This is a genomic window from Burkholderia sp. Ax-1719, assembly GCF_011753055.1.
In the GTDB taxonomy this organism is placed as follows: domain Bacteria; phylum Pseudomonadota; class Gammaproteobacteria; order Burkholderiales; family Burkholderiaceae; genus Paraburkholderia.
Window position 1 is genome coordinate 208144 of sequence record NZ_VWWJ01000003.1, and the last position, 15485, is coordinate 223628.

The following is a 15485-nucleotide window of genomic DNA, read 5'->3' on the forward strand; positions in this document are numbered from 1 at the left end:
ATGGGTTCAACGTCTTCTGAGGGCAGCGGAACATGCCGCAAATTCTAACACCCCGCGGGTTGAGCGCCCCGCCATTTATGGCAAAATGCCCCGCTCCACTGGCCGGCGGGCGCGCTCTCGCAGCCCTGTCCCGCCGGTTGCCGCGCTGCCTGCCGTGCCGATGTCGTACACATTTCCGGCACGCCAGGCCGCACCGCAAACCGATCCTCGCAGGAATATCCAGACCCTATGACGGAAACCGTAGCACTCAAGATCGTCCAGCGTATCGCCAGCGAACTGACCGTTCAGCCGCGTCAGGTGGCGGCCGCCGTCCAGCTTCTCGACGAAGGAGCGACCGTTCCGTTCATCGCCCGATACCGCAAGGAAGTCACGGGCAATCTCGACGATACGCAACTGCGCACGCTCGAGGAGCGGCTGATCTATCTGCGCGAGCTCGAAGACCGCCGCGCCGCGATCCTTGCGAGCATCGACGAGCAAGGCAAGCTCACCGACGAGCTGCGCACCGCCATCGAGACCGCCGATAGCAAGCAGGTTCTCGAAGACCTCTATCTGCCGTACAAGCCCAAGCGCCGCACGCGCGCGCAGATCGCGCGCGAAGCCGGTCTGCAGCCGCTCGCCGACGCCCTGCTCGCGAACCCGCTGCTCGACCCGCAAACCGAAGCCGCGCAATACGTGGACGCCGAAAAGGGTGTCGCCGACATCAAGGCCGCGCTCGACGGCGCGCGCGACATTCTCTCGGAACAGTTCGGCGAAACCGCGGAGCTGCTGGGCAAACTGCGCGACTGGCTGCACAACCAGGGCGTGGTGATGTCGAGCGTGGTGGAAGGCAAGGAAAACGAGGAAGGCGAGAAGTTCCGCGACTACTACGACTACTCCGAAACCATCAAGACCGTGCCGTCGCACCGCGCGCTCGCGCTCTTCCGCGGTCGTAACGCGGGCGTGCTGATGGTGAAGCTGGGTCTCGGCGGCGAACTCGATACGCAGACGCCGCATCCGGGCGAAGCGCATATCGCGCGTCACTTCAACATCGCCAATCAGGGCCGTCCGGGCGACAAGTGGCTCTCGGACGTGTGCCGCTGGTGCTGGCGCGTCAAGGTGCAGCCGCATCTCGAAAACGAACTGCTGACCAACCTGCGCGAGCAGGCCGAAAACGAGGCAATCCGCGTGTTCGCGCGCAACCTCAAGGATCTGCTGCTGGCCGCGCCCGCCGGTCCCAAGGCCGTGATCGGTCTTGACCCGGGTCTGCGCACGGGCGTAAAGGTGGCCGTGGTCGATCGCACCGGCAAGGTGCTGGCGACCGACACGATTTACCCGCACGAACCGCGCCGCGACTGGGACGGCTCGCTCGCCAAGCTCGCGCGCATCGCCGCGCAAACCCAGGCGGAACTTATCAGCATCGGCAACGGCACGGCCTCGCGCGAAACCGACAAGCTCGCCAGCGAACTGATCTCGAAGCATCCGGAACTGAAGCTGCAAAAGATCGTGGTGTCCGAAGCGGGCGCATCGGTTTATTCGGCATCCGAACTGGCCGCGAAGGAATTCCCGGACATGGACGTCTCGCTGCGTGGTGCGGTGTCGATCGCGCGCCGCCTGCAAGACCCGCTCGCCGAACTCGTGAAAATCGAGCCGAAGGCGATTGGCGTCGGCCAGTATCAGCACGACGTGAACCAACGCGAACTCGCGCGCTCGCTCGATGCGGTGGTCGAGGATTGCGTGAACGCCGTGGGCGTGGACGCGAATACGGCATCCGTGGCGCTGCTGGCGCGCGTCTCGGGTCTGAACTCGACGCTCGCCCGCAATATCGTCGATTACCGTGACGCCAACGGTCCCTTCCCTTCGCGCGAGCATCTGAAGAAGGTGCCGCGCCTGGGCGACAAGACCTTCGAGCAGGCTGCGGGCTTCCTGCGCATCAACAGCGGCGAGAATCCGCTCGATCGCTCGTCGGTCCACCCGGAAGCGTATCCGGTCGTCGAGCGCATGCTGGCGAAGATCAAGCGCGCCATCGGCGATGTGCTGGGCAATCGCGAAGCGCTGTCGGGTCTGGCGCCCACGGAATTCGTCGATGAGCGTTTCGGTCTGCCGACCGTGCGCGACATTCTCAGCGAACTCGAAAAGCCGGGCCGCGATCCGCGTCCCGAGTTCAAGACGGCGACCTTCCGCGACGGCGTGGAGAAAGTCTCGGATCTGGTGCCGGGCATGGTGCTCGAAGGCGTCGTGACCAACGTGGCCGCGTTCGGCGCATTCGTCGACGTGGGCGTGCATCAGGACGGTCTGGTGCACGTTTCGGCGTTGTCGACGAAGTTCATCAAGGACCCGCACGAAGTCGTGAAGGCCGGCCAGGTAGTGAAGGTGAAGGTGCTCGACGTCGACGTGAAGCGTCAGCGTATCGCCCTCACCATGCGCATGGACGACGATCCGGCGAGCGCCGCGCAGCGCAGCGGCGGCGGCGCGGGTGCGGGTGGCAGTCGTGATCGCAATGATCGCGGCGATCGTGGTAACAGCGCGAATCGCGGCGGTCAGCGGTCGCGTGACGCAGAACCGGCTGGCGCGATGGCGGCGGCGTTCGCCAAGCTCAAGCGGTAATCGTTGCTCGCACAACAAAAAAGGCGCCTCGCGGCGCCTTTTTTTTCGTCTGGCTCCGGCGTGAGCCGGAGCACAAACCCATCCTTAGATCTCGATCTTCGTTCCCAGCTCCACCACGCGATTGGCGGGAATGCTGAAGAAGTCGGTCGGCTTGGCGGCGTTCTGATGCATCCACGCGAAAATGCGCTCGCGGAAGATCGACATGCCCGGCAGCTGCGTCGGCACCACGGTTTCGCGCGCGATGAAGAACGACGTGTCCATCATCTCGAACAACAGCCCTTGCGTGCGCCCAACCTCTTCGAGCACGGCCTTCACGTCCGGCGTCTCGTTGAAACCGTAATCGGCCTTCACGAGGAACAGACCGCCGCCGATGTCGCGCACGTTCAGACGCTCGGCATTCGGCACGTACGGAACGTCGCGGATCTTGAACGTGAGGAAAATCGTGCGCTCGTGCAGCACCTTGTTGTGCTTGAGGTTGTGCAGCAGGCTCACTGGCACGAGCGTGTCGCTGCCCGTGAGATAGATCGCGGTGCCCGACACACGATGCGGCGGATGCGCCAGCAGCCCCTGCAGGAAGGGCATCAGCGGAATACCGTCGGCGGCCGTGCGCTCCTTGACGATCATGCGCCCCTTGAACCAGGTCATCAGCAGGAAGAACAGCAGCGCGCCGATACCGAGCGGCAGCCAGCCACCCTCTTCGACCTTCAGCAGATTCGCGCCAAAGAAGCCCAGATCGACGGCCAGCAGCACCGCGATGATGCACGCGACCAGCCCGCGGTTCCACTTCCACACCTTCGTCATGACGACGGCCACGAGCACAGTGGTAATTACCATCGTCGCGGTCACGGCGATACCGTAGGCGGCCGCCAGATTGTCCGAACTCTTGAAGGCCACCACGATGCACAGGATGATGAAGAGCAGCATCCAGTTCACGACCGGCACGTAGATCTGGCCAATCGCGAGATCAGACGTGTGCAGTACCTTCATGCGCGGCACGTAGCCCAGCAGGATGGCCTGGCTCGTGAGCGAATAAGCGCCCGAAATCACGGCCTGCGAAGCGATCACCGTCGCCACCGTCGAGAGCACGACGAGCGGCAGCAGCGCCCAGTCCGGCGCGAGCAGGAAGAACGGATTTTCAATCGCGTGGTGGTCCTGCATCAGCAGCGCGCCCTGACCGAAATAGTTGAGCACGAGCGAAGGCATGACCAGCGCGTACCAGGCGCAGCGGATCGGCTTCGCGCCGAAGTGGCCCATGTCGGCGTAGAGCGCTTCCGCGCCGGTCAGCACCAGCACGACCGAGCCGAGCACCACGTAAGCCTGCAGCAGGTGCGCACCCATGAACGTGACGGCGTAGTACGGATTGAGCGCGGCGATCACGCCCGGCTGCTCGACGATGCGCGAAACGCCGAGCACGGCGATCGTCACGAACCACAGCACCATGATCGGGCCGAACAGGCGGCCGACCAGCGAGGTGCCATGGCGCTGGATCCAGAACAGCGCGATCAGGATCACCATCGTGATCGGCAGCACCAGATGCGTGAGCTTGGGCGCGGCGAGTTCCAGCCCTTCAACCGCCGACATCACCGAGATCGCCGGCGTAATCACCGCGTCGCCGTAAAACATGCAGGCGCCGAAGATGCCGAGCGCCGTGAGCACCACCGCCGCCTTGCTCCTGCGATCGAACGAGCGCAGCGCCAGCGCCATCAGCGCGAGCACGCCGCCTTCGCCGGCATTGTCGGCGCGCATCACGATGAGCACGTATTTGACGCTGACGACGATCATGATCGCCCAGAACAGCAGCGAAATGACGCCAAGGATGGACGTGTCGTTGAGGGGAATGCCGTGGGCGGGGCTGAACGCTTCTTTGAGCGAGTACAGCGGACTCGTGCCGATGTCGCCGAACACCACGCCGATGGCCGCTACGGCGAGCGAGGGTAGCGGCTGTTTTGCCACGTGCGTGCTAGTTGTCATATACGCGGAGATCCGTTTGAGGCGGAAAAAACGAGCGCTATTCTAAACCGGCTTGGGGGCGGAACCCAGAGGCAAAGCTGGATGTTCGTTGTGGCCCCGTCACGTTTCCAGTCCCGCGCAGTTTAGCATTCGCCTTTGACACCGTCTGTCCACATGGTGCGACAGCGGTGCGATTGCCCCGCAAACGCCGGTGCGTAAAGGCTTCGCGCATAAAAAAACGGAGCCTCGTAAGGCTCCGTTCGATTCGCTGGACAGCGCGATTACTTCTGCGGATCCTGCTGGGCCTGCTGGAGGCCACGCTTGATCCATGCGCCCAGGTTGTGCGGACGCACCGTGTCCCATTCCTCGAAAGGCTGATGGATCCACGGGTTGGTCGGCAGATGCTGGACGAAATAGTCCGGCGTCACCTTCGAGCAGCCCTTGTACCAGAGCACTGCGGAACGCACGCCGGTCACCGCCGGGTAGCGCAGCTTCAGGTGTTCCTGCACGCGAGCGAGCGTGACGCCCGAATCGACCAGATCGTCGACCAGCAGCACGTTGCCCGAGAGTTCGCCGCGCGTCATCGTGATGTACTGCGCGATGTCGAGTTCGCCCTGCTCCGTGCCCGCAGCTTCGCGGTACGAGCTGGTTGCGAGGATCGCCAGCGGCAGATCGTAGATGCGCGAGAGCTGGTCGCCCACGCGCAGACCGCCGCGAGCGAGACACAGGATCTGGTCGAACTTCCAGCGCGACTCGTGAACCTTGAGCGCGAGCAGTTCGATCAGCCGGTGATACTCGTCCCAGCCTACCCACAGATGCTTATCGTCGTTGCGCGGGTCCGTCATTTGAATCATCTTTTGCTTCTACCTTCTTACAACTTAGACCTTGAACGGGTGACGCAGCAGGATCGTTTCGTCGCGATCCGGGCCGGTCGAAACCATGTCGATCGGCACACCGGCGACTTCCTGCACGCGCGTGAGGTAAGCCTGGGCGCTCTTGGGCAGTGCGTCGAACTGCGTGACGCCGATCGTGCTTTCCTTCCAGCCTTCGAACGTTTCGTAGACCGGCTCGCACGCTGCAACCTGCGATGCGCCACGCGGGAGAATATCCACGTCCTTGCCATCGACCTTGTAGCCGACGCACAGCTTGACTTCTTCGAGACCGTCGAGCACGTCGAGCTTGGTGATGCACAGGCCCGTCACGCCGTTGATCTGGATCGAGCGGCGCAGCGCGGCGGCGTCGAGCCAGCCGGTGCGACGCGGGCGGCCCGTGACCGAACCGAATTCCTTGCCAACCTTCGCGAGCGTGAGGCCCACTTCTTCCTGGCGATCGGCGTTGTCGGCGTCGTACAGTTCGCTCGGGAACGGGCCCGAACCGACGCGCGTGCAGTACGCCTTGGTGATGCCCAGAACGTAGTTCAGCTTTTGCGGACCAACGCCCGCGCCTGCCGACGCCGCGCCTGCAACGCAGTTGCTCGACGTGACGAACGGATACGTGCCGTGGTCGATGTCGAGCAGCGTGCCTTGCGCGCCTTCGAACAGCAGGTTGCCGCCTTCGTTGTTCACGTCATAAAGACGACGCGAAACGTCCGTTACCATCGGCTTGAGACGGTCGGCGTACGAGAGCATCGTGTCGAGCGTCTGCTGATAGTCGACTGCCGGCGCGCCCAGATACTGCGTGAGCACGAAGTTGTGGTAGTCGAGGTTTTCGCGCAGACGCGCAGCGAAGGTTTCCGGCTCGAACAGGTCCTGCACGCGCAGACCGCGGCGCGCCACCTTGTCTTCGTAGGCCGGGCCGATGCCGCGACCGGTCGTACCGATCTTCGCCGCGCCGCGCTTGGCTTCGCGAGCCTGGTCGATGGCGATGTGGTACGGCAGGATCAGGGTGGTGGCTTCGGAGATGAAGAGGCGCTTCTGGACGTCGATGCCCGCTTCTTCGAGTTCGCCGATTTCCTTGAACAGGGCTTCGGGCGAGAGCACCACGCCGTTGCCGATGTAGCAGGCGACGCCGGCGCGCATGATGCCCGACGGGATCAGTCGGAGAATGGTCTTCTTGCCGCCGATGATGAGAGTGTGGCCGGCGTTATGACCGCCCTGGAAACGCACCACGCCTTGCGCGTGGTCCGTCAGCCAGTCGACGATCTTGCCCTTGCCTTCATCGCCCCATTGGGTGCCCACGACGACGACGTTGCGTCCCGGGGTTACATTCACTGCGCTGGCAGACATGGTGTTTCGTTAGCTGGTTAAAAACGTATTCTACCTGGGTTCAGCGGCGAGGCCGCCATTTTTTCCCGAAATTCGCGGAATTTCCGTTTGCGCTCAACGGCATGCAGTTGGGCGGCGTGCATCATCTGCCGCCTTCCCGCACCGTTTTTGCACTATTCAGCGGACATTTCAGGCGCTGTGCGCTTCCACGACCCAGGCGCCATCGCGCTCGACCAGCACGCGGTCGCAGGCGAATTCGTCCATATCGTGTTCGTGACCCGGCAGCGCCTGGATCACCACTTCGCCCGCGTTGCGCAGGGCCACAACTGCGGCGCGCAGCGCTTCGTCGTGACGCCACGGCGCGAGGATCGCGCTGCTGCGCGCTTCCACCGGCGAAATACGCGCCACTTCGCGCAGATCGAGCGAGAAGCCCGTCGCCGCGCGGGCGCGGCCGTAAGCCTCACCCACCTTGTCGTAACGGCCGCCGCGCGCGACCGCGTTCGGCACGCCGTCGACATACGCCGAGAACATCACGCCGCTGTGGTACGCATAGCCGCCCAGATCCGCGAGATCGAGCATCAGTTCGGCGCCTTCGATTTCGCCCATCAGGAAGGCCAGGTCGTCGAGCGCGCGGGCGATGCCCGGCAGCGCCGGCAGACGCTTACGCGCTTCGTCGATCACGCTGGCATCGCCATAAAGCGACGGCAGCGCGCGCAGTGCATCGCGCGACACCGGCTGCAGATTGGCCGTGAGTTCGGCCAGGCGCGGCACGTCCTTTCCTGCGAGCGCTTCATACAGTGCATCGCCGAGAGCGGCCGCTGCCGGATCGGCTTCGAAGATCGCCGCGAGCACGCCCGCATGCGACAGGTCCAGACGCACCTTCGTGAGACCCGCAAGACGCAGCGCGTCGAGCAGCAATTGCTGGATTTCGAGGTCGGCTTCGAGACCGGCATGGCCGTAGATTTCAGCGCCGATCTGGATTTGCTCGCGCGTGGCGTGCAGGCCGCGCGGACGCGTGTGCAGCACATTGCCCGCATAGCACAGGCGCGTCACGCCCTGACGGTTCAACAGATGCGCGTCAATACGCGCCACCTGCGGCGTCATGTCGGCGCGCAGGCCGAGCGTGCGGCCCGACAGCTGATCGACCAGCTTGAAGGTGCGCAGATCGAGGTCGCGCCCGCTGCCGACCAGCAGCGACTCGATGTATTCGAGCAGCGGCGGCATGACCATTTCGTAGCCGTAGGCGCGGAAACGGTCCAGCAGGCGGCGGCGCAGCTCTTCGATCTTGCGCGCCTCGGACGGCAGCACGTCGGCGATATTCTCGGGAAGTAACCAGGTCGACATCGGGGAAATCCTACGACGATAAGGGCCGCGCGTAAGCCGAAACGTTAAAACGCAACGCTAAAACGCAACGACAGCGCACGCGAACGCACGCGCTGCGCGGACCGGACGATAGAAACGGCGAACGCCTCGCGGCGCGCGCCTTGAATTCAGGTGGCGAGCATCAGCAGCACGAGACCGAGTCCCATCACGATCAGCCCGCCGATCCGGATGTGATGCGGCGGCCTTTCCGCAATTCTACGGAAAGTGTCGCGCCACGCCGTCGGGAAGACGAACGGGAACATGCCCTCGATAATCAGCATCAATGCGATCGCGAGCAACAGGGAGCCGGCTATGTCCATGCGATGAAGATGCGCCGCGCACGCGCGCGACGCCAATGTCTCGTTTAGTGTTTGCGCGGTGCGGCGGGAGCCGACGGCGCGTCTCCATTGGGACTACGCATGAAGCGGAAGAAGTCGCTCGACGAATCGACCACGACGACGTCACCCGGCTTGAAGCTCTCGCGGTACGCCTGCATGCTTTGATAGAAGCGATAGAAGTCCGGATCGCGACCATACGCCTGCGCGGCGATCGAGGCAGCCTTGCCATCGCCTTCGCCCTTGATGGCCTGCGCCTGGCTGTATGCATCCGCGACCGCGCCCTGCTGCTTGCGCTCCGCATCGTCCTTGATCTGCTGGGCTTCGGCCGCGCCCTTCGCGCGCTCGTCGGCGGCAGCCTGCTCGCGCGCGGCGCTCATGCGCTTGTAGACCACATCGGCGAGTTCGGCCGGATAGTCGATGCGCGTGAGTTCGATATCGATCACGTCGATGCCGAGCGGCGCGGCGGCCGTTTTCAACTCGTCGCGTGCTCGGCTGGCGATGGCTTCCTGCTGCGCAAGCGCGTCGGAAAGCGTGACCTTCGAGAACGCATCGGACAGCGCGTCGCGCGAGAGCGAAGCGAGGCGGTCCGCGAGCGTCTGCGGATCGCCCTTGGTGGCCGCGAACAGCTTGAGCGGTTCGCCGATGCGATAGCGCACCACCGGGTTCACCAGCAGTTCGGTCTTGTCCGAGGTCGTGTAACGATCGGCATCCGGCGCGTCGAACGCCTGGATTCGGGTGTCGAGCAAAGTCGCGGTCTGGAACGGCGGCGGCAGCTTCACGTGCAAGCCCGGCTCGGCCAGCGAGGCTTTCGAGCCGCCCGACGACGACACCACCGCCACATGGCGCGGATCGACGACGAACACCGACGACGATGCCACCAGCACCACCACCACGAAGGCAACGACGAACGCAATGATCTTGTTCATGTCGGCGCCCCTTATTGCACGTCGTCTTCGCGGCCGCGCGAACGCAGCGCGTCGCGCGAACGGAAGGCGTCGCTCGCGGCCTGCGCAGCGTCGCTGGCCGAGGTTGCGGGTGCTGCGCTTTGCTGTTGCGTGCCTTGTTGCGCGCCTTGCGGTGCGCTCTGCGGCTGGGCGTTCTGCTGCGAATCGGTGTTCGAGCTATTGACGGCGGGTGCGGACGCCGCGTTGCCGTTCGCGTCGCTTGCGCCGTTCGTTGCGGGCGCACTGGCCGTCGCTGCGTTCGAGGCCGCCACTGCTGCAGCCGCGCGCTGACGCGTCGCGTCGACGATCTTGTCGAGCGGCAGATAGATGACGTTGTTGCCCGACTTGCTGTCGACGAACACCTTCGTCGTATTCGAGTAGATATGCTGCATCGTATCCAGGTACATGCGCTCGCGAATCACGGCCGGAGCCTTCGCGTACTGCTCGTAGACGCTGTTGAAGCGCTGGGCGTCGCCCTGCGCCTGCTCGACCACGCGGTCGCTATAAGCCTTGGCGTCGTCGATCAGCTTGGCGCCGTCAGCCTGCGCGCGCGGCAGCAGTTGATCGGCGTAAGCCTGGGCGTCACGCTTCGAACGTTCGCGGTCCTGATGAGCCTTGGCTTCGTCGTCGAAAGCGGCCTGCACGCGGTCAGGCGCAGCCACGCTCTGGATCGTCACGCCCACCACGCCCAGCCCCGTCTTGTACTGATCGAGCGCGTGCTGGATCGTATCGGCGAGTTGCGCGCGGATCGGTTCGCGGTCCGCGTAAAGCAGATCGTTGGTGCTATGCGCGCCCACGACCGAGCGCACGGCTGCCTGCGCGGCCTGGCTCACGGTGAGATCGGGATCGACGCTGCGGAACAGGTAATCGGTGGGCTGCTTGACCTGATACTGGACGATCAGACGCACATCGAGAATATCGCCGTCATGCGTGATGACCGAGGCGTCCTTCACGCCCGTCGGACGCACCGGATTATTGCGGCCGATCTCGACACTGCGGATCTGGCCGACGTTCACGATGTCATGCGCCTGGAACGGGAACGGCATGCGCCAATGCACGCCGGGACCGACGGTATGGCGATACTGGCCGAACTGCAACACCACGCCGGCCTGGCCGTCCTGCACGATGAACACGCCGCTACCCACGTAAATGGCGATCAGCACGCCCAGCACGATGCCCACGCCAATGCGTGCGCCGTGACCGTTATCGGGACGCGGACCGAGGCCGCCAGGCCCCTTGCCCTTCTTGCCGAAGAACGACGACAGGCGGCGATTGAACTCGCGCCACATTTCGTCGAGGTCGGGCGGGCCATCGCCCTGCCCGCCGCCATTGTTGCCGTTATTACCTGAGGGACGCCGTGTGTCGTCATTGCGCTGGCCATTGCCCTCGCCGCGGCCCCATCGCGGGTCGTTCAGCGAGAAAATGGCACGCGCGCGCCAGCCAGTCCGCTTGTTGTAATCGTTCACCTGTGTTCGTTCACCAGAGTAGACAGCGGGTCATGTGCGTGGAAGTGCGCCCGCGCGCCCCGAGGGCGACGCCGGGCGCTGCCGGTTTGGGTTCAGCGGCCGTGCTCGGGTTCCCTGCTGGGCTCGTGCGACAGCGGACTCCAGTCGGCGGCGGCCTGCGGCTGCGACGGCTCGACGAGTGGTTCGGCAGTCGCGATTTCGGCGATGGCGGCGCGCAGCGCATCCAGTCCGACGCCCGTGCGCGCGCTCAAAAAGACGCGCGAAATATTACCATACTCGTCCCGCTCGACCGTCCCGCCTCGGGCCGCCAGTTCGGGCACGGCGTCGATCTTGTTGAACACCAGCACCTGGCGGATGGTATCGGCGCCAATCTCGTGCAGCACGTCGTTGACCTGATCGATCTGGTCCAGACGCACCGCGCTCGACGCATCGACCACATGCAGCAGCAGATCGGCCTGCACGGTTTCCTGCAGCGTCGCGCGGAAAGCGGCCACCAGTTGGTGAGGCAGTTCGCGGATGAAACCCACGGTATCCGACAGCACGATCTGGCCGACTTCATCGCCGAGCCACACGCGCCGCGAGGTCGTATCGAGCGTGGCGAACAGCTGGTCGGCGGCGTAGGCCTGCGCCTTGGTGAGCGCATTGAACAGCGTGGACTTGCCCGCGTTCGTATAGCCGACGAGCGACACGCTCATGGTGCGCGTGCGTTCGCGCTGACGGCGCTGCGTGCCGTGCTGACGACGCAGCTTGGCGAGCTTGCCCTGCAGCATCTTGATGCGCTCGCCGATCAGTCGACGGTCGGTTTCGAGCTGCGTTTCGCCAGGGCCGCGCAGACCGATACCGCCCTTCTGGCGCTCAAGGTGGGTCCAGGCGCGCACGAGGCGCGTGGCGAGGTATTGCAGCTGGGCGAGTTCGACCTGCAGCTTGCCTTCGTGGCTACGCGCGCGTTGCGCGAAGATGTCGAGGATCAGGCTCGTGCGGTCCACCACGCGGCGTCCGAGTGCGCGCTCCAGATTACGTTGCTGGGCGGGCGACAGCGCGTGATTGAAAATGACGATTTCGATGTCGTTCGCTTCACAGGCGAGACGCAGTTCCTCGGCCTTGCCGCTGCCGATAAACATGGCAGCGTCCGGGCTCGAGCGGCGTCCGGTGAGCGTGACAGCGGGAGAGGCGCCCGCGCTTTTGGCGAGCAGGCTGAGTTCTTCGAGACTGGCTTCGAAGTCGGTCTTACCGAAGTCGATGCCGACAAGTGCGGCGTTGATCAAATTAGCTGGTATCAAAATGGAAACGGCCGGTCTCGAAGCGCCTGCGAGGCGCCCCGGACCGGCCGCGTCATGGGTCAGGACGCTTCCGAATCCGGGTGGAAATTCACCGGACGGGCCGGGACCACCGTGGAAATGGCGTGCTTGTAAACCATTTGCGTAACCGTATTACGGAGCAACACGACGTACTGGTCGAACGATTCAATGTTCCCCTGAAGCTTGATGCCGTTGACCAGGTAGATCGAAACAGGCACGTGCTCCTTGCGCAGCGCGTTCAGAAACGGGTCTTGTAACAGTTGCCCTTTGTTGCTCATAGCAAACTCCGTATTTTTTTGCAGGTTTAACTTATATTGGGGTGAAGAAAAAGAAATCCACCACCAATCGCTACACTATAGCTGATTCTCGTTACCCCGCGACGCTAGCGGCGGCCCGGCCAGACGGCCTGACCGCGCGGTTGCATACGTTAATGCGCGGTAGCGAACACAGCTCAGTTCTTTTCGGTGTAGGGGTTCGTCGAAGAACGAAACTCTATGCGCAATGGAGTGCCCTTCAGCGAGAAAGTTTCCCGGAAGCGGTTCTCCAGATAGCGTTTGTAGGTTTCCGTGACCGCATCCAGCGCATTGCCGTGGACCACGATAATCGGCGGGTTCTGTCCCCCCTGGTGCGCATAGCGCAGCTTCGGGCGGACCGGGCCACGGCGGCGCGGCTGCTGGAATTCCACGGCTTCGATCAGCGCGCGCGTGAGCTTCGGCGTCGGCAGCTTGGCCATGGCGGCGGCGTAGGCATCGTCAACCGAGCGCATCAGCGGGCCGATACCGAACTTTTCCGTCGCCGAGATAAAGCGCATTTCCGCGAAGTCGAGGAACTTGAGCTTGCGTTGCAGGTGGTGCTTGGTGCGCTCACGTGCGTGATCGTCCATGCCGTCCCACTTGTTCACGCCCACCACCAGCGCACGGCCCTGCTCGACCACGAAGCCCGCGATATGCGCGTCCTGGTCGGAAATTTCCTGGTGCGCGTCGAGCAGCAGGATCACCACGTTGGCGTCGGCGATCGACTGCAGCGTCTTCACGACCGAGAACTTCTCGATTGCTTCGAACACCTTGCCGCGACGGCGCAGGCCGGCCGTATCGATCAGCGTGTACTTCTTGCCGTTGCGCTCGAAGTCCACGTAAATCGAATCGCGCGTCGTGCCCGGCATGTCGAACGCGATCACGCGATCTTCGCCGATCAGCGTATTGACGAGCGTGGACTTGCCCACGTTGGGACGGCCAACGATGGCGATCTTGACGCCGTGCTTGCCGGCGTCGTCCTCTTCCAGTTCCGGACGATCGGCGTAGGCCTGTTCGAGCGCCTCGTTGATCATCTCCGTCACGCCATCGCCGTGCGCCGCGGAAATCGCGCGCGGGTCGCCCAGGCCGAGTTCGTAGAAGTCGGCGGCGACGGCGCTGTACTTCATGCCTTCGGCCTTGTTGACGACCAGGAAGATCGGACGGCCAGTTTTGCGCAGGTAGTCGGCGATGTGCTTGTCCTGCGGCGCGAGACCGTTACGACCGTCGCAGATAAACACGACGATGTCGGCTTCCTCGACTGCCTGGCGCGTCTGGCGTGCCATTTCGTGCAGGATGCCATCCTTGGCGACCGGCTCGAAACCACCGGTGTCGACCACCAGATAGGCGCGATCGCCGGTACGCCCTTCGCCATAGTGGCGGTCGCGCGTGAGACCGGGCAAGTCAGCAACCAGCGCATCGCGCGAGCGCGTGAGCCGGTTGAAGAGCGTGGATTTCCCCACATTGGGGCGCCCGACGAGGGCGATTACGGGTTTCATCTGATCTTTTCTACAGTAAGGCGCGGCGCCGGGAAGTCCGGCGCGCTGCGCGGCAAGCGTCTGCTATGACTGCTCACAGATGCTGCAATAGTTGCAAATTATCACGAATCGGGCCGGGTACCCGATTGCTGGCCCCAGTGCAATCGCTTATTTCGCACCGGCCAGCCCGAAGCGGCCTATGCGCTTCGGCGTTCGACTGGAGCACCGGGTGTAGCCGCCCCGGTCATCCGTCGTCTCATAAAGTTCGCGGGCGGCATGCAGCAAGACCACACCGATGCACGCCGGAAAAACACAAGAGGCCGCCGCCCGCGGGCGCGGCCCCTCGAAGCGACACCCGGCGGCTGGCCGCCCGGTGCCGAAGTTCGATCAACGCGGACGCAGACCGTAGAGGTCGCCGTCCTTCGTCTGCACGACCAGCGTGTTGCCGGCCAGCACCGGCGCTGCCGTGATCGGGCTGCCGTCCGTCTTCACGCGCGAGACGAAGCTGCCGTCGTCGAGCGAGAGGAAGTGCACGTAGCCCTGGTAGTCGCCCACCGCCACTGCGTGACCCAGCATCGCCGGCACGCTGACGTCGCGGTTCTTGAGCTTGTCGGTGCTCCAGGTCTGCGCGCCGGTTGCGACGTTGTAGGCCTTCACGACCGACCAGTCGTCGCCGCCGACCACCGTGTTGTCGTCCTGGGCGATGCCGCTCGTGCTCGAGAACGGCTTTTCCCACATCGGACGACCCGAGTTGGCGTCGAAGCAACCCAGCTGGCCCTGGAACGTGACCGCGCAAGTGGTTGCGCCGATCAGCGTGGGCGGACCGCTCACGTCATTGATACGCTCGACTTCCGTCACGCCCTTCGGATAAGACACGGGCGTTTCCCAGAAAGCGTCGCCGGTCTGCAGGTTGATCGCCGAGAACGCGCCGCCCGGGAAGCCCGCGAGCACCGCCTGGTCACCCGCGAAGGTCATGCCGGCCGACACGCGCAGGTTCAGCGGCACCGCGCGGTTGCGATAGGCCCACTTCTGCTCGCCCGTCTGCGCGTTGAACGCGACAACCTGGCCGTCGATCGTGCGCACGACCACGAGGCCGTTGCCGACCAGCGGCGGCGAGATGATTTCGCCCGGCGCCCTGGCTTGCCACGAGAGCTTGCCGTTCGAATCGAGCACGTACACATCGCCCTTCAGGCCGCCAACGGCCGTCAGGTTGCCGTCGCTGCCCACGCCCGCCGACAGATCGTCCTTGAGCTTGACGCTCCAGACTTCCTTGCCCGTTTGCGCGTCGAACTTCGCGACCGAGCCATTGGCGCCGGCGGCGTAGACGTTGTCGCCCACGGCGACCGGCGAGAACAGATAGCGGCCGGCCTTGCCGACGCTAGCCTTCCACACCTGCTGGACGTCCAGCACCGGCTTGAACTCGGTCAGCGGCACTGGCACGCGGCGCTCGTCTTTGGTCGACGAGCAAGCCGCCAGTGCGAGAACGGTCATCGCGCAAGCGACAGGCACAACGGTTCGTTTCAGCAGATTCATCGGTGAACGAAGCATGAATGGAGTTGATTGAATGATGTT

General features: G+C 64.2%; 11 protein-coding genes and 1 pseudogene. 1 reads left to right on the forward strand and 11 read right to left on the reverse strand.

Annotation, left to right across the window (positions count from 1 at the left end):
* Positions 1-228: 228 nt before the first annotated feature.
* Entirely contained in the window at positions 229-2583 is a 2355-nt protein-coding gene (locus F3J17_RS08405; protein ID WP_167056038.1) for a Tex family protein, read from the forward strand.
* An 84-nt stretch (positions 2584-2667) separates the two neighbouring features.
* Here the strand turns inward: F3J17_RS08405 and F3J17_RS08410 are convergent, their stop codons facing one another.
* The 11 genes and pseudogenes from F3J17_RS08410 to bamB form a co-directional block, all read right to left on the reverse strand.
* Positions 2668-4554 (reverse strand): potassium transporter Kup, encoded by a 1887-nt coding sequence (locus F3J17_RS08410; protein ID WP_167056040.1) that lies wholly within the window; start codon positions 4552-4554, stop codon positions 2668-2670.
* A gap of 260 nt (positions 4555-4814) precedes the next feature.
* Positions 4815-5387 (reverse strand): phosphoribosyltransferase, encoded by a 573-nt coding sequence (locus F3J17_RS08415; RefSeq protein WP_167056042.1) that lies wholly within the window; start codon positions 5385-5387, stop codon positions 4815-4817.
* Between the two features lie 24 nt (positions 5388-5411).
* Positions 5412-6758 carry an adenylosuccinate synthase gene (locus tag F3J17_RS08420; RefSeq protein WP_167056044.1) on the reverse strand — a complete coding sequence of 449 codons (1347 nt, stop codon included), beginning with the start codon at positions 6756-6758 and terminating at the stop codon, positions 5412-5414.
* A gap of 168 nt (positions 6759-6926) precedes the next feature.
* Positions 6927-8081 (reverse strand): ATP phosphoribosyltransferase regulatory subunit, encoded by a 1155-nt coding sequence (locus tag F3J17_RS08425; protein WP_167056046.1) that lies wholly within the window; start codon positions 8079-8081, stop codon positions 6927-6929.
* A 146-nt stretch (positions 8082-8227) separates the two neighbouring features.
* The gene (locus tag F3J17_RS08430) at positions 8228-8419 is read right to left on the reverse strand and encodes a DUF2065 domain-containing protein (RefSeq protein ID WP_103703968.1); all 192 of its coding nucleotides are present in this window, start codon (positions 8417-8419) and stop codon (positions 8228-8230) included.
* Positions 8420-8463: 44 nt separating this feature from the next.
* On the reverse strand, positions 8464-9363 hold the full coding sequence (locus F3J17_RS08435; RefSeq protein WP_167056048.1) for a protease modulator HflC: 900 nt from the start codon (positions 9361-9363) through the stop codon (positions 8464-8466).
* Between the two features lie 11 nt (positions 9364-9374).
* Positions 9375-10847 carry an FtsH protease activity modulator HflK gene (gene hflK, locus F3J17_RS08440; RefSeq protein ID WP_167056050.1) on the reverse strand — a complete coding sequence of 491 codons (1473 nt, stop codon included), beginning with the start codon at positions 10845-10847 and terminating at the stop codon, positions 9375-9377.
* 173 nt (positions 10848-11020) lie between these two features.
* Positions 11021-12112 (reverse strand): annotated as a pseudogene (hflX, locus tag F3J17_RS08445) (GTPase HflX); the annotation flags it as partial.
* 74 nt (positions 12113-12186) lie between these two features.
* The gene (hfq, locus tag F3J17_RS08450) at positions 12187-12423 is read right to left on the reverse strand and encodes an RNA chaperone Hfq (RefSeq protein ID WP_027814901.1); all 237 of its coding nucleotides are present in this window, start codon (positions 12421-12423) and stop codon (positions 12187-12189) included.
* A gap of 173 nt (positions 12424-12596) precedes the next feature.
* On the reverse strand, positions 12597-13934 hold the full coding sequence (gene der / locus F3J17_RS08455; RefSeq protein ID WP_167056053.1) for a ribosome biogenesis GTPase Der: 1338 nt from the start codon (positions 13932-13934) through the stop codon (positions 12597-12599).
* A gap of 366 nt (positions 13935-14300) precedes the next feature.
* Positions 14301-15446, reverse strand: coding sequence for an outer membrane protein assembly factor BamB (gene bamB, locus F3J17_RS08460; protein ID WP_167056055.1), 1146 nt, complete (start codon positions 15444-15446; stop codon positions 14301-14303).
* Positions 15447-15485 lie beyond the last annotated feature (39 nt).